The following is a 15686-nucleotide window of genomic DNA, read 5'->3' as shown; positions in this document are numbered from 1 at the left end:
TTCGATCTGGCGAGCGAACGCTTTACCGCCTTCGAACTGACGGATGAGAGCGAGGGCGAGGTCATCGATCGCGCCGGTGTCGTGCCGGGCGAAATTCGCGTCGGCGATCGTGCCTATCTGCAGCCCGATCGGGTCGCCAAGGTGCTTGCTGAAAGCGCTGATATCGTAGTGCGCGCCAAATGGAATGGCGCTCGTTGGCTCGACGCCGACGCGAACCGTCTCGATCTCATTGCTCTGCTAAAAAAGTCGCGTGGCAAGGGACTGGTTGATCGGCCCGTCTGGATCAAGGCTTCGGCGAAAGAGCCTATCGCATTACGTCTGGTGGCGATCCGAAAGCCGAAGCAGGCGCGCGATGCCACGATCGAAAAGATCACGCGCCGGGCACGAGACATGGGCCGCAAGCTGCAGCCCGAGACGTTGGTCGCGGCCGAATGGGTCATCATCATCACCTCGCTCGATCGCGATGAATATCCACTTCCAGCAATCAGCAGCCTCTATCGATTGCGGTGGCGCATCGAGATCGCCTTCAAGCATCTCAAGAGCAGTATCGGCCTCGCGCGACCACCGGGCGAGGATCCCAGGAGCGCGAGAGCGCACATCCTCTGTCATCTTCTGCTGGCGCTGCTGACCGAGCCGCTCATCGCGGAACATCTCGGTGACTCTCCCCGCCGGGAGGCCGCGTGAAGAACGGCGTCTGGCGCCTATTGCGCTTGATCGTCGAGGCCCTCGTCGACGCCGTCATCCCCAAACCCGACGTGCAAACGTTGCGGGCCGCTGCGCGGAACATTCAACGCCATCTCCGAGAGCCGCCAAGAAAACGAGAATACCAAGCGTTAATTTGGTAAGTTAGCGCCAATGGGGGCAGCCGCACGGGAGGTGTCAGAGGGCAAACGCTCGGGGAGTGTTCGTGGTGAGGCCTGTACCCCCTTCACCCGGATCGCATCTGGCGATGCGATCCGACATCTCCCCGCACGCGGGGAGAGGCGCAGAGCGAGCAAGTCGCGAGAGACCTCTGCACTCCAACGTTTCCCGCAATACGCCGCTTAAAGCGTGCCCGGGAACGCGCCGCCGTCAAGCAGGATGTTCTGGCCGGTGATGTAGCCGGCCTTGGCGGCGCACAGGAAGGCGCAGGCGAGGCCGAACTCTTCGGGATCGCCGAAGCGACCCGCAGGGTTTGTCTTGGCGCGGTCGGCCAGGATCTGCTCCGGCGTGACGCCGCGCTTTTCGGCTTCGCCCTTTGCCGTGGAGAGAAGGCGGTCGGTCTCGAACGGCCCCGGCAGCAGCGCATTGATGGTGACGTTGTTGATCACGGTCTTGCGCGACAGGCCGGCGACGAAGCCGGTGAGGCCGGCGCGGGCGCCATTGGAGAGGCCGAGAATGTCGATCGGCGCCTTCACCGCGGCCGAGGTGATGTTGACGATGCGGCCGAACTTGCGCGCCATCATGCCGTCGACGGTCGCCTTGATCAGCTCGATCGGCGTCAGCATGTTGGCATCGAGCGCCTTGATCCAGTCGTCGCGGGTCCAGTTGCGGAAATCGCCGGGCGGCGGGCCGCCGGCGTTGTTGATCAGGATGTCCGGGTCCGGGCAGGCCTTCAGCACCGCGGCGCGGCCCTCCGGCGTGGTGATGTCGCCCGCCACTTCCGTCACGGTGATGCCGGGATTGGCCGCGCGGATCTCGGCCGCGGTCTTGGCCAGCGTCTCGGCGCCGCGCGCCGTGATCGTGACATGCACGCCCTCATTGGCGAGCGCGATGGCGCAGGCGCGGCCCAAACCCTTGCTGGAGGCGCAGACGATGGCGCGGCGGCCCTTGATCCCGAGATCCACGATTGATCACTCCGATATGTCAGTGAGGCTGAAAGGAAGATGGGCGCATTCTAGCCAACGGCATTGCCGCTGATAAGAGCAGCCGGCCTGTGCCGAATTGCATGGCTCGCTATGACGGGAGAGGCGCCGCCGGGTCGGTCAGATGCGCCGTTCCTGCTTCAGCCGGTCGATCAGGCTTGCGACCTCCGGAGGCAGCGAGCGGAAGCCCTTTGCGCCTGCGAGCGAGAGCATCGGACGCAGGCGTGATCCGTCGAGGAAGCGCGGCTGGCGCTCGGGAGGAACGATCCTGTCGAACACCAGCACCAGCGTGGTCGCGACCATGCCGGTGCGGACCGCGCCCAGCAGCGCGCCGCCGAGCCGGTCGCCAAAGCCGGCCTCGGAACCGATTGCCTCGTCGAGCAGGATGCGACCGATCTTGCCCAGCGCCATGCCGATCACGACGAAGGCGGCGAAGAACTGCAGCCAGTTCTGGGCCAGCGGAGTGCCGTGCGCGTCTTGCAGCTGCGGGCTCATCGCCGCGACCGCCCCCATCGCCAGCGGCATCGCGAGCAGGTAGGCCAGAATCGTGATGGCGCTGCGCAACAGCCCGGTCGAGAAGCCGCTGTAGACGGCAACCATCAGTGCGGCACAAGCGGCGAGGTCGAAAGCGTTCATGGTTGCTCCGCCGCGGTTGTAGGCCGCGCCCGGTAAACGATTCCGGTTTGCGCTGCTTCAAATCGTCTGTATCAATGCGCCGCAACAAATGAGCAAATCGTGGGAGGAACCATGTCCGAGCTGTTCGACGTCAGCCGCGAGGTGATCCTGATCACCGGCGCGAGCCAGGGTCTCGGGCGGCAGTTCGCCCGGGTTCTATCGGCGCATGGCGCCGCCGTCGCGCTCGCGGCACGCCAGACCGGCAAGCTCAAGGCGCTGGAGGCGGAGATCAGGGCGAGGGGCGGTCGCGCTGCCGCCGTGGAGATGGACGTGACGAGCATGGCGTCGATCGCCAGGGGCATGGACGCCGCCGAGGCCGCGCTCGGGCCCGTCACGGTGCTGATCAACAATGCCGGCATCGCCGTGGAGAAGCTCGCGGTCGAGCAGAGCGAGGCGGATTGGGACGCCGTGATCGGCGCCAATCTCAAGGGCGCCTATTTCGCCGCAACCGAAGCGGCGCGGCGCATGGCCGCGCGCAAGGCCGGCGGCAACATCATCAACATCGCCTCGGTGCTCGGCTTCAGCGTCGTGAAGTTCATCTCGCCCTATGCGATCTCCAAGGCCGGCGTGGTACAGGCGACCAAGGCGCTCGCGCTGGAGCTCGCGGCGAGCGGCATCCGCGTCAACGCACTGGCGCCGGGCTACATCGACACCGACATCAATCACGAGGTCTGGGAGACGCCGGCGGGCGAGAAGCTGATCAAGCGCATCCCGCAGCGGCGCGTCGGCCATGAGAGCGACCTCGACGGCGCGATCCTGCTGCTGGCGTCCAACGCTTCGCGCTACATGACCGGCAGCGTGGTGACGGTGGACGGCGGCTTCCTGCTGACGTGAGGCCCGGCTGATCCGCAGGTTGATTTCCCACGATGGCGAGCGGTCTCAGCCCTTCAGCTCGTCCTTGATCATGTCGGCGGCCTTCTCGCCGATCATGATCGTCGGCGCATTGGTGTTGCCGCCGATCAGGGTCGGCATGATCGAGGCGTCGACCACGCGCAGGCCGGACGTTCCGTGCACCTTCAATTCGGGATCGACCACGGCGAGCGGATCGTCGACGCCCATCTTGCAGGTGCCGACGGGATGATAGACCGTATCGACGCGGGCGCGCAGGATGGCGCGGATGTCGTCGTCGGTCCTGACATCCGAGGTGAACAGGTCACGCGTGGCGAGGCTGCGCATGGCCGGCGTCTCCATCAGCCGCAGCGTCGTCTTGTAGCCGGCGACCATGGTCTCGACATCGTCGGCCTCGCCGAGGAAGTTCGGATCGATCAACGGCGGCGCCAGCGGATCGGCACTCTTCAGTCCCACCGTGCCGCGGCTCTTCGGCCGGAGCAGACAGAAGTGGCAGGAGAAGCCGTTGCCGTGGCGCTTGCGGCCGTGATCGTCGGTGACGGCCATGCCGAAATGCAGCTGGATGTCGGGCACGTCGAGATCAGGCCGCGTCTTCAGGAAGCCGCCGCATTCGGCGAAATTCGAGGTCAGGACGCCGCGGCGCTCGCGGCGATATTGGCCGATGCCCGCCAGCAGCCGGCGCAGGCCTTTCGGCGAAAGCGAGGAGAAGTTGGGGTTGTCGGAGGTGTAGGCGAAGATGAAATCCGGATGGTCCTGCAGGTTCTGTCCGACGCCGGGCAGATGATGGATGCTGGCGATGCCGAGCCGCGCCAGCGCGCTTGCATCTCCGACGCCGGAGAGCATCAGCAATTGCGGGGTCTGGAACGCGCCGGAGGCGAGGATCACTTCGCGGCGGCAACGGATCTGCTTGACCTCCTTGCCCTGGCGGTACTTGACGCCGACGGCGCGCTTGCCCTCGAACAGGATCATCGACGCATGCGCCGATGTCTCGACGCGCAGGTTGCTGCGGCTGCCGATGTGCGGCTGGATGTAGGCCCGTGCCGCGCTCCAGCGCTCGCCATTGGCTTGCGTGACCTGATAGAGGCCGAGCCCTTCCTGCGTCTCGGCATTGAAGTCGTCGCGGACCGGAAACTGCGCTTCGCGCGCCGCCTGGAGAAAGATGTCGTGCACGGGATTGTCGGTGCGCAGCCGGTTGACCGGCAGCGGTCCCGATTGGCCGTGATATGCGCCGTTGAACTCGGCATTGTTCTCGGCGCGCTTGAAGTAGGGCAGCACGTCGTCATACGACCAGCCGGTATTGCCGAGGGAAGCCCAATGATCGTAGTCGGCGCGGTGGCCGCGGATGTAGACCATGGCGTTGATCGCGGAGGAGCCGCCGAGCCCGCGGCCGCGCGGCTGATAGCCGCTGCGCCCGTCCAGGCCTCTCTGCGGCACGGTGGTGAAGGACCAGTTGTTGACGGGCCCCGCGACCATCAGGAACAGCATGTAGGGCGTTGTCACGATCCAGTTGTCGTTGCGCCCCCCGGCGTCGAGCAGCGCGACGGATGCCGCCGGATCTTCCGACAGGCGGCCGGCAACCGTTGCGCCGCCGCTGCCGCCGCCCACGACGATGAAATCGACCTCGTCCGTCACGTGCTGTCTCTCCCTGATTTGCTTTTTTATTTGGTCGTCATTCCGGGGCGCCGCGCAGCGGCGAACCCGGAATCTCGAAGTTGACGTCTCATCATCTCCGGATTCCGGGTTCGCCGCTGCGCGGCGCCCCGGAATGACCGAACGGGTCAGCTCAGAAACCGCAGCAGCTTCTCGATGCGGGCGATGCTGGCCCCATAGGGCGGATAGAGATCCTTCATGCGGTTGAAGGGCGAGCGGTAGAACACCGGCTTCAGCTTGCTGAAGCTGTTGAAGCCCCATTCGCCGTGATAATGGCCGATGCCGGAGGCGCCGACGCCGCCCATCGGCTGGTTCATCTGCGCAAAATGCAGAAGGCAGTCGTTGATGGTGACCCCGCCGGAGACGGTGCGCGCCAGCACCGCGTCGCGCGCCGCCGCGTCGCTGCCAAACCAGTACAGCGCAAGCGGCCGGTCGTGGGCATTGATGTGGCGGATGACGTCGTCGGATTGCCGATAGGGCATGATCGGCAGCAGCGGGCCGAAGATCTCCTCCTGCATGATCGCCATGTCCGCGCTCGCACCCGTCACGATCGTCGGCGGAAACTTCCGCAGTTTCTTCCAGGCCGGATCCTCCGGGCTGGTCGTGCTCAGCGTCCTGGCGCCGCGCGCGATCGCGTCGCGCAGCAATCCTTCCAGCCGGGCATAGTGCCGCTCGGAGATGATCGACGTGTAGTCGGCATTGGCCGGGTTGGTGCCGAACATCCGCAGCATGTGCCGGTGCAGCTTGCTCGCGAACGCGTCCGCGTGCTGCTCGGGCACGAACACGTAGTCCGGCGCGATGCAGGTCTGGCCGGCGTTGAGCAGCTTGGCATAGGCGATACGCTCGGCGGCCTCGTCGATGTTGGCGGAGACGTCGACGATGGTCGGTGACTTGCCGCCGAGTTCGAGCGTCACCGGGGTCAGGTTGCGCCCGGCGGCCTCGGCGACGATGCGGCCGACGCGGGTCGAGCCGGTGAAGACCAGATGATCGAACGGCAGCCCGGCAAAGGCCTCCGCGACGCCGTCCTCGATGCCGGTGACGGTGAGCTGGGCCGGATCGAAATTCGCCGCGATGAGCTCCTTGAGCAGCGCGGAGAAGTGCGGCGTCAGCTCGCTCGGCTTGATCATGACCCGGTTGCCGGCGGCGAGCGCGCCGATTGCCGGGGCCAGAGTCAGCTGCAGCGGGTAGTTCCAGGGCGCGATGATGCCGACCACGCCGAGCGGCTGCGGCATCAGGCGGTTGCGCGCCGGCCAGAACTGCAGCGCGGTGGCGATGCGTCGCGGCGCCATCCAGCGCGGCAGCGCCTTGAGCGTGTGCCTGATCTCAGCCTGCAGGAACAGCGTCTCGGCAATCGTCGTCTCGACCGCGCAGCGGTGGCCGAAATCGGCTGAGATCGCCTGCTCCAGGCGGGTCTCATTCTCCGACAGCATGGCCCGCAGCCGCTTCAGGCCGTCCAGCCGTGCTGCGAGGGCGGGCGGAGGCGCATTGCGTGAGGCTTCGACCTGCGTGTGGAACGCGTTGTCGAGCGCCGAGAGGGCGGGGCTCTTCAGGGACTGGTCCATGGACGTCTCCTCGCGTGTAGCGCGGCCGCGTGCAGGGCCGTCATTCTGGTTTGCTTAAAGCTGCCGCGTTGCGGAACCCTTGGCAAGCGCGGCGTCGGTTTCGCACCGCCTGGCGCGCGCGTGGAGCCGATCCATTTGGCGGGCGAGTGTCGTCGGTCCCTGCCGCCGCCCTTCGAGGAACTTTTTCCTTGTCCCCAGCCGGCGCCGTGCCCCTGGTCCCGGCCGGCAAACAGGCCGCCACATAAGCGTCTGTCATATCGATGTAATTTCTGAAATGAGTCCCGCGACAAGCGGCGTCACAATCCGGCAAAAAAACTTCCCGAAAGCCCTTTCCAAACCGGCCTCGCATTGGTACATACCGCCCGCACCCGACGGCCGGCTAGGCCAACGGGCTCAAGCCTTCTCAGGAAGCCTTTGGGATGGATCGGCAGCGCCTCAGGTGTCTGCCAGGACCGCCCGGCACTTCCCTGAAGGTGACGCACAAGTTAACGCGGGGTGGAGCAGCCCGGTAGCTCGTCAGGCTCATAACCTGAAGGTCATAGGTTCAAATCCTATCCCCGCAACCATTGAGACCGACACTCCCGTAGCCGATGAGGCTGCGGGAGTTTTGGCTTGTGCCTCTGCATCCCTGCTTCATCCCCGTAAGCTGCTGTGCAGCTGAGGAGGACGGTGCCGCCTTCCTCGGGAAGCGTAGCGTCGGACGATCCGAGGATTATCAGGGGGACTGCGCTCCAGACGGGCCACTGGGAGTGGGCAGTCAATTTGCGAAGCTTGCGTTGAACTGAAAGCGTTGAGGGAACGGACGAAATCCACGGTCCGCTTGCCGGCGGCACAGCGTCATTGGCCAGCCGTGGGAGCAAGTTCGCACCTTGCGCGAGCGTAGCCGCTCGTCACGATGTCAGACGCAGCAGGTTGCGCACGGCAGGGCGCCATTCGCCGGTCATGGTGTATTCGAGGCCGAGACGTGCGCCGCAGGTGATCGCCAGCATCGTCAGCGGTGCCGAGACCGCCAGCGTCGAGAAGGCCGAGAGGCCCTGTCCGATCGTGCAGCCCATCGACATGATGCCGCCGGTGCCCATCAGCAGTGCGCCGGTCATGTGACGCTTCAGCTCGCGCGCGTCGTCGCAGGCTTCCCAGCGGAAAACGCGCGAAAACATCGCCGCGACGAACGAGCCGAGGATCACGCCGGCGACCGAGCCGATCGCGAAGTCGGCGTGGGTGCCCGAAAGCGTGGCGATGTAGAGCACGGTGTTGCCGAGCGGGGCAACGAAGGTGAGGGATGCCACGCGCGCCGGATCGAAATCGTCATTGCCGAGCCAGCTGGTGGCGAACCAGCCGAACGCCACCGCGAAGCCCACGGCGAGGCCGGATAGCAGCAGGCGCGGCGATCTCACGAGGCGCCCGTCGGCCAGTGCCCAGGCCGCGAGCGCAACTGCTGCGACGGATACGGTCAGCGGCCGCGCATATGAGCCGAGTGCGGACGACAGCAGCGCATCCATGCCCTGGGTCATGGTCTCGGGCAGGCGGATGGAGAGCGGCTCGATCAGCGAGATGCGCAGGAATCCCGTGAGCCCGCGCATCGCGGCTAGGGCCGACACGCCCAGCACCAGGAACACGACGATGGCGCGCAGGTCGCCGCCGCCGATCCGGACCAGCGTGCCGAAGCCGCAGGTGCCGACGAGGGCCATCCCGATTCCGAACAACAAGCCGCCGATGATGGCGCCGCCGAGCGGAATCGAGGATGTCAAATAGATCGAGCGCGACAGGTCGATCAGGCCGAAGCCGGCGAGCAACTGGGTTGCGACCAGCGCCACCGCGGCCGCGAGCGCGAACGATTTGAGCCGGCGGGTATCGGCGCCGAAGAACGCGTCCTCCAGCATCGCGAGCGTACAGAAGCGGCCGGCGCGGCCGGCGACGCCGAGGACGGCGCCCGCGAGCAGCCCACACATGAACGTCAGTGCTGACGGGCCGAGCATTCCTCTCCGACGTCCTCGTTGGTTTCCCGGTATTGTGCTCCAGGAACGGCGGGGACGCCAGACCTCTTGCGCCGCTACAGGGCGCGCCGATGCGAAGCCCGAGACCGCGAGGGCGAACCTGTCAGCGGCGGCGCTTGCGGACCGGCTCGCAATAGACGTCGTAGATCGCCGTTAGGATCTTGCGGACATCTTCGCTCGCAAGGCTGTAGTAGATCGTCTTGCCGTCGCGCCGCGTCGTGACCAGCCGGTCGAGCCTGAGACGGGCGAGCTGCTGCGAGACGGTCGACTGCCGCTCGCCCAGGAACTGCTCGAGCTCGGTGACGGATTTTTCGCCTTCGGCGAGGATGCAGAGCAGCAAAAGCCGGGACTCGTGGGACAGCGCCTTCAGCATCTCGCTGGCTTCCCGCGCCTTCTCGATCATCTGCTCGAGCTCGGCAGAGGTTTCGATGTCCTTCAAGTTCGGCAGCGGCATGAATTCGGGATCCCTCGGTTGGCGTCAGGAGCGGGCCGGCGCCCCGCTTGTAGCATTCATTATACGACCCAGCATCCCAAAGAAAAACGCGTCGCCGGGATAGCCGCGGATGCGTCCGATCTCGCGGCCCTGATCGACCACCACGAAGGTCGGGGTGAACGCTCCCGGATCGATACCGGACAGGTCCGTCGGCAGCGGCTTGGCAAGGTCGACCCGTCGCAGCGGCAGCGCGCGCCCCTCGTCGGTCTTGTCGTAGATCGGACCGATTTCCGCGTTGAAGCGGGCGCACCAGCCGCAGCCCGGACGTTCGAACATCACGAGCTCGGAGGCGAAAGCCGGCGACGAGAGGCAAATGCCGGTCACCACCGCTCCTGCGAGCGTTGCGAATCCGCGCGATGCAGTTCTGCCGGTCATGCCGAGATCCTCTCTGGACTTGTCGGTCAATCTATCATTAAATTCGAATATGTACTAGTGCGCGATTTCCGAATCCCGCCCGGCAGGCCGGGCACGCAGCGCTGGCCGACCGGGAGGAAAGATGGATCTCGACGTCACGCTGGGCGCCGCGCTGGCCGCGGGTCTGTTGTCGTTTCTGTCACCGTGCATTCTGCCGCTGGTCCCGCCGTTCCTGTGCTACATGGCCGGCGTCTCGGCGGCCGACGCGATCGGCGAAACCAGCATGGCCCAGCGGCGGCGGACGGTGCTGACGGCGCTGTGCTTCGTCGGCGGTTTTTCGCTGGTGTTCGTCGGTCTCGGCGCCACCGCCTCGGTGTTCGGACGGTTCATCGCCGGCCATCTCAGCCAGCTCGGCATCCTCGCCGGCCTCGTCATCATCATGATGGGGCTGCACTTCCTCGGGGTGCTCCGGATTCCGCTGCTGTACCGGAGCGCGACGATCGACGTCGGACGCAAGCCGGCCGGCCTGCTCGGTGCGTTCGTGATGGGACTGGCCTTCGCCTTCGGCTGGACGCCGTGCGCGGGGCCGGTCCTGGCCGCCGTGCTGATGATGGCCGGCGCGGAGGCGACGGTGGGGAAGGGCGCGCTGCTGCTCGCCGCCTACTCGGTCGGGACCGGCATCCCGTTCCTGATCGCCGCTGCCTTTACGGGGCAGTTCATGACCATGCTCAAGGGCATCAAGCCGCATCTCCCCCTGGTCGAGAAGACGATGGGCGGCTTTCTCGTCCTGACCGGCGCTGCCTTTCTCGCCGGCGTGATCCCACGGATGTCGGAATGGATCTTCGAGCGCTTTCCGTCGCTCGCCACCATCGGCTGATCAGCCGAAGCGGAAGTCCAATAGATTGACGAAGGACTGCAGTTCGATCTCATAGCGATGCACCAGGCCGGCGTCGCTCTCGCGCGCAGCGCGGCCGATCTCGTTGGCACTCGTCGTGGCGCCGTCGATCAGGCGGCGGAATTCGGCCTGGCTCGCCACGTCGGGCGTGGCGAGGCCGTTGCAGCGTTGCAGCCGGTCGCGCAGCGCTGTGCCGGCCTGGACGACCTCGCCAGGCTCGGCCTTGCCCGCTGCGAACCGCGCCGCGGCGTTGCGCAACGCGTCCATGACGGGTGACAGGTCGAACACGCAATCACTGAGCTCGACCACGCCGGCGTCCTGCCTCAGGGCGTGAAGCGACCGGCGCAACGCGGCAATGGCCGCCGCAGCGCGTGCCCCGTCACCTGCGGTCAGCGCTTCGTCCGCCTGCTTCAGGCGATCGTTGCCGGTGGCGATCAGCTCTGCAAAGGATCTGGCCGAATAGGGCGCATGGGAGCGCTCGGCGAGCCGGCTGAGCCTGCCCCAGGCGATCCGGGCGTCGTCGAGCTCGATCTGCGCCAGGCCCACATTGCCGGTGCGGCCATAGCTCGCGGCTGTGCGCAGGCTGGCCATCGCCGAGTGCATGAAGGCAGCAACATCCGCGTTCCCTTCGGCGTGCCCACGGACGCCATGCGTGAGGCATGACAGCACGAGCGACAGCATCATGACGCGGCGCAGCATCGAATGTCCTTTTCACATTCTGTTATTCGAATATCATGTATCGAAATTCCGTGGACTTGGCAAAGTGGACTTGGTGCCAGTGACTTGGCAAAGCGCGCGAGCAGGCTGATGACGACGAACCGGACGATGACACGGCGCAATCTGGTTGCGCTGCTGCCTGCCGCGGCGGCGGTCGGCCTGGCCTCAGCGCCGGCGCAGGCCGACGCGGTGCTGGGCGACGACGGGCTCTATCACCAGTCCTGGTTTCTCAACAGCTTCCTGGACCTGCGCGAGGATCTCGAAAGCGCGGCATCGGAAGGCAAACGGCTTGCGATCATGTGGGAGCTGCGCGGCTGCCCGTATTGCCGCGAGACGCATCTGGTGAACTTTGCCGATCAAGAGATCGCGGACTACATCCGTGCCAATTTCGAAGTGCTGCAGCTCAACCTGCTCGGCGCGCGCAAGGTGATCGACTTCGACGGCAAGGAGCTCGCCGAGAAGGAGCTCGCCGAGCGCTACGCGATCCGCTTCACGCCGACGTTCCAGTTCTTTCCGCCATCGGCCGAGGGCGTCTCTGCGAAGGAGCCGCTCGCGCGCGAGGTGGCGCGCGCGCCGGGCTATCTCAAGCCGCCGCATTTCCTCGCAATGTTCCGCTTCGTGCGCGAGAGGGCCTATGAGCGCGGCACATTCCGCGACTATCTCGCTTCGACCAAGGGTTGAGTGCACTGCGGCATCGAAATACGCTTGACACCAATCACATTATCAAATCATAATTCTTGAATATGATGGATCGTAAGTCCGTCGTGTCATCGTAAGGCGAGGGGACGCCTCGTCGGTCAGGGTGGAAACATGCGCCGTTTGATTCCGGCCGCCTTGCTGTGCGTGTTGCTGTCGGCAACCGCGCGAGGTGACGAGCCGATCAGGCTCGATGTCGTCGACTATGCCATTCCGAAATCGCTGACGGGCGCGCCCGGCAATGCCGATGCCGGCAAGAAGGTGTTCTTGACGCGGACGCTGGGCAATTGCCTCGCCTGCCATCAGGTGTCGTCGCTGAAGTCGGAAGAGTTTCACGGCGAGTTCGGTCCGTCGCTCGACGGCGTCGCGACCCGCTACAACACGGCGCAACTGCGCCTGATCGTCGCCGATCCCAAGCGCATCTTCACCGACACGGTGATGCCCGCCTTCTACAAGAACGACGGACTCAATCGCGTCAGGCCTGAGTTCGTCGGCAAACCCGTCCTCACCGCCGCGCAGGTCGAGGACGTCGTCGCCTATCTCGAAACATTGAAATAACCGCCTCTGGAGGATGATGCATGGGCGCAATCAACAGACGACAGGCGTTCCTTCTCGGCGGCGGTTTCGTCGCTTTGACGGTGCTGCCGATGGCCGCCAACGCCGAGCCGAGCAACGACGCGGCCGAGATGATCAAGAAGTTCACCGGCGGCAAGGAAGCGGCCAAGGGCAAGATCACGCTCGATCTGCCTGAGATCGCCGAGAACGGCAACACCGTGCCGCTCGCGCTCTCGGTCGAAAGCCCGATGACCGCCGAGAACTACGTCAAGGAAGTGCTGTTCGTGGCCGACGGCAATCCGAACGGCGGCGTCGCCACGCTGATGTTCACGCCGATGTCCGGCAAGGCCGAGGCGTCGATCCGTATCCGTCTGGCGCAGACCCAGAACGTGATCGCGGTCGCGAAGATGAGTGACGGTTCGCTCTTCACAGAGCGCAAGACCGTCAAGGTCACCATCGGCGGCTGCGGCGGCTGAGACAGGGGAGAGACGAACATGGCAGACAAGCCGCGCATCAAGCTTCCGAAGGAAGCCAAGAAGGGCGAGATCATCCAGATCAAGACGCTGGTCTCGCATCTGATGGAATCGGGTCAGCGCAAGGATGCGCAGGGCAAGCCGATCCCACGCAAGATCATCAACAAGTTCACCTGCGAGTTCAACGGCAAGCTGGTGTTCTCCTGCGCGCTGGAGCCGGCGATCTCCGCCAACCCGTACATCCAGTTCGACGCAAGGATCGACGAGGAAGGCACGTTCAAGTTCGCATGGACGGATGACGATGGCTCCGTCGTGACGGCCGAAGAGAAGATCGCGTTGAAGGCCTGATCGACAGCGTGTGATCGCTAGGAGGAGTGACGGATGTCCATTCGCTACGGTTCTCTCGCCGTCCTGGCGTCGGCCGCGCTGGCCCTGTCGGCAGTCGCGACGTTCGGCCAGGAGGCCGAACGGAAGGGCATTCCGGCGCCTCCCGGCCACGTCTTCAAGACCATCATCTCGGGCTATCAGTTCCGCACCAAGGAAACGCGCGCGCTCCAGGATGACGATCTGGAGAATCCCGGCTTCCTCGCGGTGGAGCGGGCCGCCGACGTCTGGAAGACGGTCGACGGCGGCGAAGGCAAGTCGTGCATGAGCTGCCACGGCGAGGCGGAAAAGACCATGAAGGGCGTCGGCGCGGCCATGCCCAAATGGAGCGAGAAGCTCAACAAGCCGGTCAATCTCGAGCAGCAGATCAACATCTGCCGCGCCGAGCATATGAAGGCGCAGCCCTGGCCGTTCAAGTCCAAGGAGCTGACGGATATGACGACCTTCGTCCGCTATCAGTCGCGCGGCATGCCTGTGGCGGTGAAGACCGACGGACCGATGTCGCCGTGGTTCGAGAAGGGCAAGGAGATCTACTACACGCGGGTCGGCCAGCTCGATCTCGCCTGCGCCTCCTGCCACGAGAAGAACAACGGCAAGTTCATGCGCGCCGATTTTCTGAGCCAAGGCCAGACCAACGGCTTTCCGACCTACCGGCTGCGCGATCAGCGCCTGGTCCCGCTGCACGAACGGTTCGAAGGCTGCATGTTCGACGTTCGTGGCGTGCCCTACAAGCCGCTGTCGGACGAGTTCCTCGCGCTCGAAATCTACGTCGCCTGGCGCGGCATCGGGCTTCCCGTCGAGACACCGTCGGTCCGCAACTAGCCGCGGCCACAAGGAAGACACATCATGATATCGCGTCGCGAATTCGTTCAGGTCGCATTGGCGGCGGCTGCCTTGACGGGTGGCTCCGGTCTTGCGGGTGCGACCCGCGCCTTTGCTCAGCAGAAGCTGACCGAGAAGGAGCTGCTGGCGTTCGATCCGGTCGGCAACGTCACCTTGGTGCATGTCACCGACATCCACGGCCAGCTGATGCCGCTGTATTTCCGCGAGCCGTCGACCAATCTCGGCGTCGGTGACGCCAAGGGCCAGCCGCCGCATGTCACCGGCAAGGATTTCCTCACCCGCTTCGGCATCGCGCCGGGCTCGTCGTCGGCCTATGCGCTGACCTCGGAGGATTTCGAGGCGCTCGCCAAGACGTACGGGCGGATCGGCGGGCTCGACCGCGCCGCCACCGTCATCAAGGCCATCCGCGCCGAGCGCGGCGACAAGGTCGTGCTGCTCGACGGCGGCGATACCTGGCAGGGATCCTGGACGTCGCTGAAGACCCGCGGCCAGGACATGATCGACTGCATGGCGCTGCTGAAGCCGGATGCGATGACCGGGCATTGGGAGTTCACCTACGGCACCGAGCGCGTCAAGCAGGCGGTCGATGGTTTGGGCTTCCCCTTCCTCGGCCTCAACATCCGCGACACCGAATGGAACGAGCCGGCGTTCGAAGCCTCGACGATGATCGAGCGCGGCGGCGTCAAGATCGCGGTGCTCGGCCAGGCCTTCCCGTACACGCCGGTCGCCAATCCCCGCTGGATGATTCCGAACTGGTCGTTCGGCGTGCGCGAGGAGGATGTTCAGACCCAGGTCGACAAGGCGCGCAAGGACGGCGCCGGCCTCGTGGTGCTGCTGTCACACAACGGCTTCGACGTCGACCGCAAGCTGGCCAGCCGCGTCAAGGGTCTCGACGTCATTCTCACGGGTCACACCCATGACGCATTGCCTGAAGCGGTCAAGGTCGGCAAGACGCTGCTGATCGCGTCGGGGTCGTCCGGCAAGTTCGTCTCGCGGCTCGATCTCGACGTCAAGGACGGCGAGGTGAAGGGCTATCGTTACAAGCTGATCCCGCTGTTCTCCGACGTGATCACGCCGGACCCGGCGATGGCGGCGAAGATCGCCGAGGTGCGCAAGCCGTTTGCCGCCGATCTTGCCCGCCCGCTGGGACGGACCGAGACGCTGCTGTATCGCCGCGGCAATTTCAACGGCACGTTCGACGACCTCATCTGCCAGGCGCTGCTGCAGGAACGCGATGCCGAGATCGCGCTGTCGCCGGGCTTCCGCTGGGGCACAAGCGTGATGCCGGGCCAGGACATCACCTTCGAGGACGTCACCAACGCCACCGCGATCACCTATCCCGCCGTCTATCGCATGGGCATGACCGGCACGCGGCTGAAGGAGATCATCGAGGACGTCGCCGACAACCTGTTCAACGTCGATCCCTACTACCAGCAGGGCGGCGACATGGTCCGCATCGGCGGCATGTCCTATGCCATCGACGTCAACAAGCCGCAGGGACAGCGCATCTCCGACATGCGCCTGATCAAGACCGGCGCCGCGATCGATCCGGCGCGCGAGTATCAGGTCGCGGGCTGGGCCAGCGTCAACGAAGGCACGCAGGGGCCGCCGATCTGGGAGGTCGTGTCGAGCTATCTGCAGCGCCAGAAAACCGTTCGTCTCGAGCCCAACCGGGCCGTCAAAGTCTCCGGAGTGTGACGAC

17 protein-coding genes and 1 tRNA gene are annotated in these 15686 nt (G+C 65.4%); 10 read left to right on the top strand and 8 right to left on the bottom strand.

The genetic code is table 11. The annotated features are described in order from the left end of the window. The coding region (locus ACQR1F_RS30765; protein ID WP_434896500.1) for a transposase at positions 1-684 on the top strand (684 nt) is incomplete at its 5' end. 359 nt (positions 685-1043) lie between these two features. On the opposite strand, the gene ACQR1F_RS30760 is transcribed toward ACQR1F_RS30765, so the two are convergent. Then, a complete protein-coding gene (locus ACQR1F_RS30760; protein ID WP_315805510.1) occupies positions 1044-1826 on the bottom strand; it encodes an SDR family oxidoreductase in 783 nt (260 codons plus the stop codon). Between the two features lie 138 nt (positions 1827-1964). After that, complete coding sequence (locus tag ACQR1F_RS30755; protein ID WP_315805509.1) at positions 1965-2480, bottom strand: CvpA family protein; 516 nt, start codon at positions 2478-2480, stop codon at positions 1965-1967. Between the two features lie 111 nt (positions 2481-2591). Here ACQR1F_RS30755 and ACQR1F_RS30750 point away from each other — a divergent pair, with 111 nt between their 5' ends. Beyond that, on the top strand, positions 2592-3353 hold the full coding sequence (locus ACQR1F_RS30750) for an SDR family oxidoreductase (protein ID WP_316217973.1): 762 nt from the start codon (positions 2592-2594) through the stop codon (positions 3351-3353). 45 nt (positions 3354-3398) lie between these two features. On the opposite strand, the gene ACQR1F_RS30745 is transcribed toward ACQR1F_RS30750, so the two are convergent. After that, on the bottom strand, positions 3399-5000 hold the full coding sequence (locus ACQR1F_RS30745; protein WP_434914452.1) for a GMC family oxidoreductase: 1602 nt from the start codon (positions 4998-5000) through the stop codon (positions 3399-3401). A 146-nt stretch (positions 5001-5146) separates the two neighbouring features. Continuing rightward, on the bottom strand, positions 5147-6580 hold the full coding sequence (locus ACQR1F_RS30740; protein ID WP_434914451.1) for a coniferyl aldehyde dehydrogenase: 1434 nt from the start codon (positions 6578-6580) through the stop codon (positions 5147-5149). A 489-nt stretch (positions 6581-7069) separates the two neighbouring features. Between ACQR1F_RS30740 and ACQR1F_RS30735 the strand changes: the two genes are divergently transcribed. Next, positions 7070-7146: transfer RNA gene (locus ACQR1F_RS30735), tRNA-Met, on the top strand. Between the two features lie 324 nt (positions 7147-7470). On the opposite strand, the gene ACQR1F_RS30730 is transcribed toward ACQR1F_RS30735, so the two are convergent. From ACQR1F_RS30730 to ACQR1F_RS30720, 3 genes are all read right to left on the bottom strand, one after another. Then, positions 7471-8556 carry a YeeE/YedE family protein gene (locus tag ACQR1F_RS30730; protein WP_434914450.1) on the bottom strand — a complete coding sequence of 362 codons (1086 nt, stop codon included), beginning with the start codon at positions 8554-8556 and terminating at the stop codon, positions 7471-7473. Positions 8557-8677: 121 nt separating this feature from the next. Further along, positions 8678-9028 carry an ArsR/SmtB family transcription factor gene (locus ACQR1F_RS30725; RefSeq protein ID WP_315805488.1) on the bottom strand — a complete coding sequence of 117 codons (351 nt, stop codon included), beginning with the start codon at positions 9026-9028 and terminating at the stop codon, positions 8678-8680. A gap of 24 nt (positions 9029-9052) precedes the next feature. Beyond that, the gene (locus tag ACQR1F_RS30720; protein WP_315805523.1) at positions 9053-9442 is read right to left on the bottom strand and encodes a thioredoxin; all 390 of its coding nucleotides are present in this window, start codon (positions 9440-9442) and stop codon (positions 9053-9055) included. Between the two features lie 121 nt (positions 9443-9563). Between ACQR1F_RS30720 and ACQR1F_RS30715 the strand changes: the two genes are divergently transcribed. Next, complete coding sequence (locus ACQR1F_RS30715; RefSeq protein ID WP_316237062.1) at positions 9564-10298, top strand: cytochrome c biogenesis CcdA family protein; 735 nt, start codon at positions 9564-9566, stop codon at positions 10296-10298. On the opposite strand, the gene ACQR1F_RS30710 is transcribed toward ACQR1F_RS30715, so the two are convergent. Then, the gene (locus tag ACQR1F_RS30710) at positions 10299-11015 is read right to left on the bottom strand and encodes a hypothetical protein (protein ID WP_316183589.1); all 717 of its coding nucleotides are present in this window, start codon (positions 11013-11015) and stop codon (positions 10299-10301) included. Positions 11016-11123: 108 nt separating this feature from the next. On the opposite strand from ACQR1F_RS30710, the gene ACQR1F_RS30705 reads away from it, so the two are divergent. From ACQR1F_RS30705 to soxB, 6 genes are all read left to right on the top strand, one after another. Beyond that, positions 11124-11714 carry a thioredoxin family protein gene (locus ACQR1F_RS30705; RefSeq protein WP_434914449.1) on the top strand — a complete coding sequence of 197 codons (591 nt, stop codon included), beginning with the start codon at positions 11124-11126 and terminating at the stop codon, positions 11712-11714. A gap of 129 nt (positions 11715-11843) precedes the next feature. Then, positions 11844-12287: a sulfur oxidation c-type cytochrome SoxX gene (gene soxX, locus ACQR1F_RS30700; RefSeq protein WP_315805484.1), complete on the top strand. Its 444-nt coding sequence runs from the start codon at positions 11844-11846 to the stop codon at positions 12285-12287. A 20-nt stretch (positions 12288-12307) separates the two neighbouring features. Beyond that, positions 12308-12760, top strand: a complete 453-nt coding sequence (soxY, locus tag ACQR1F_RS30695) for a thiosulfate oxidation carrier protein SoxY (protein ID WP_315805483.1) — start codon at positions 12308-12310, stop codon at positions 12758-12760. 18 nt (positions 12761-12778) lie between these two features. Next, positions 12779-13105: a thiosulfate oxidation carrier complex protein SoxZ gene (soxZ, locus tag ACQR1F_RS30690; RefSeq protein ID WP_316183588.1), complete on the top strand. Its 327-nt coding sequence runs from the start codon at positions 12779-12781 to the stop codon at positions 13103-13105. 33 nt (positions 13106-13138) lie between these two features. Beyond that, positions 13139-13963 carry a sulfur oxidation c-type cytochrome SoxA gene (soxA, locus tag ACQR1F_RS30685; RefSeq protein ID WP_434914448.1) on the top strand — a complete coding sequence of 275 codons (825 nt, stop codon included), beginning with the start codon at positions 13139-13141 and terminating at the stop codon, positions 13961-13963. Between the two features lie 24 nt (positions 13964-13987). Then, complete coding sequence (soxB, locus tag ACQR1F_RS30680; RefSeq protein WP_316183586.1) at positions 13988-15682, top strand: thiosulfohydrolase SoxB; 1695 nt, start codon at positions 13988-13990, stop codon at positions 15680-15682. Positions 15683-15686 lie beyond the last annotated feature (4 nt).

The organism is Bradyrhizobium sp. HKCCYLS3013, from assembly GCF_051167615.1.
In the GTDB taxonomy this organism is placed as follows: Bacteria; Pseudomonadota; Alphaproteobacteria; order Rhizobiales; family Xanthobacteraceae; genus Bradyrhizobium.
This window is presented reverse-complemented; position numbering and strand designations above follow the sequence as displayed.

Excerpts from the sequence above, each read along its gene's own strand:
- ACQR1F_RS30755 (WP_315805509.1), bottom strand. The coding sequence starts at position 2,480 with ATGAACGCTTTCGACCTCGCCGCTTGTGCCGCACTGATGGTTGCCGTC.
- ACQR1F_RS30750 (WP_316217973.1), top strand. The coding sequence starts at position 2,592 with ATGTCCGAGCTGTTCGACGTCAGCCGCGAGGTGATCCTGATCACCGGC.
- ACQR1F_RS30740 (WP_434914451.1), bottom strand. The coding sequence starts at position 6,580 with ATGGACCAGTCCCTGAAGAGCCCCGCCCTCTCGGCGCTCGACAACGCG.
- ACQR1F_RS30730 (WP_434914450.1), bottom strand. The coding sequence starts at position 8,556 with ATGCTCGGCCCGTCAGCACTGACGTTCATGTGTGGGCTGCTCGCGGGC.
- ACQR1F_RS30725 (WP_315805488.1), bottom strand. The coding sequence starts at position 9,028 with ATGCCGCTGCCGAACTTGAAGGACATCGAAACCTCTGCCGAGCTCGAG.
- ACQR1F_RS30720 (WP_315805523.1), bottom strand. The coding sequence starts at position 9,442 with ATGACCGGCAGAACTGCATCGCGCGGATTCGCAACGCTCGCAGGAGCG.
- ACQR1F_RS30715 (WP_316237062.1), top strand. The coding sequence starts at position 9,564 with ATGGATCTCGACGTCACGCTGGGCGCCGCGCTGGCCGCGGGTCTGTTG.
- ACQR1F_RS30710 (WP_316183589.1), bottom strand. The coding sequence starts at position 11,015 with ATGCTGCGCCGCGTCATGATGCTGTCGCTCGTGCTGTCATGCCTCACG.
- ACQR1F_RS30705 (WP_434914449.1), top strand. The coding sequence starts at position 11,124 with ATGACGACGAACCGGACGATGACACGGCGCAATCTGGTTGCGCTGCTG.
- soxX (WP_315805484.1), top strand. The coding sequence starts at position 11,844 with ATGCGCCGTTTGATTCCGGCCGCCTTGCTGTGCGTGTTGCTGTCGGCA.
- soxY (WP_315805483.1), top strand. The coding sequence starts at position 12,308 with ATGGGCGCAATCAACAGACGACAGGCGTTCCTTCTCGGCGGCGGTTTC.
- soxZ (WP_316183588.1), top strand. The coding sequence starts at position 12,779 with ATGGCAGACAAGCCGCGCATCAAGCTTCCGAAGGAAGCCAAGAAGGGC.
- soxA (WP_434914448.1), top strand. The coding sequence starts at position 13,139 with ATGTCCATTCGCTACGGTTCTCTCGCCGTCCTGGCGTCGGCCGCGCTG.
- soxB (WP_316183586.1), top strand. The coding sequence starts at position 13,988 with ATGATATCGCGTCGCGAATTCGTTCAGGTCGCATTGGCGGCGGCTGCC.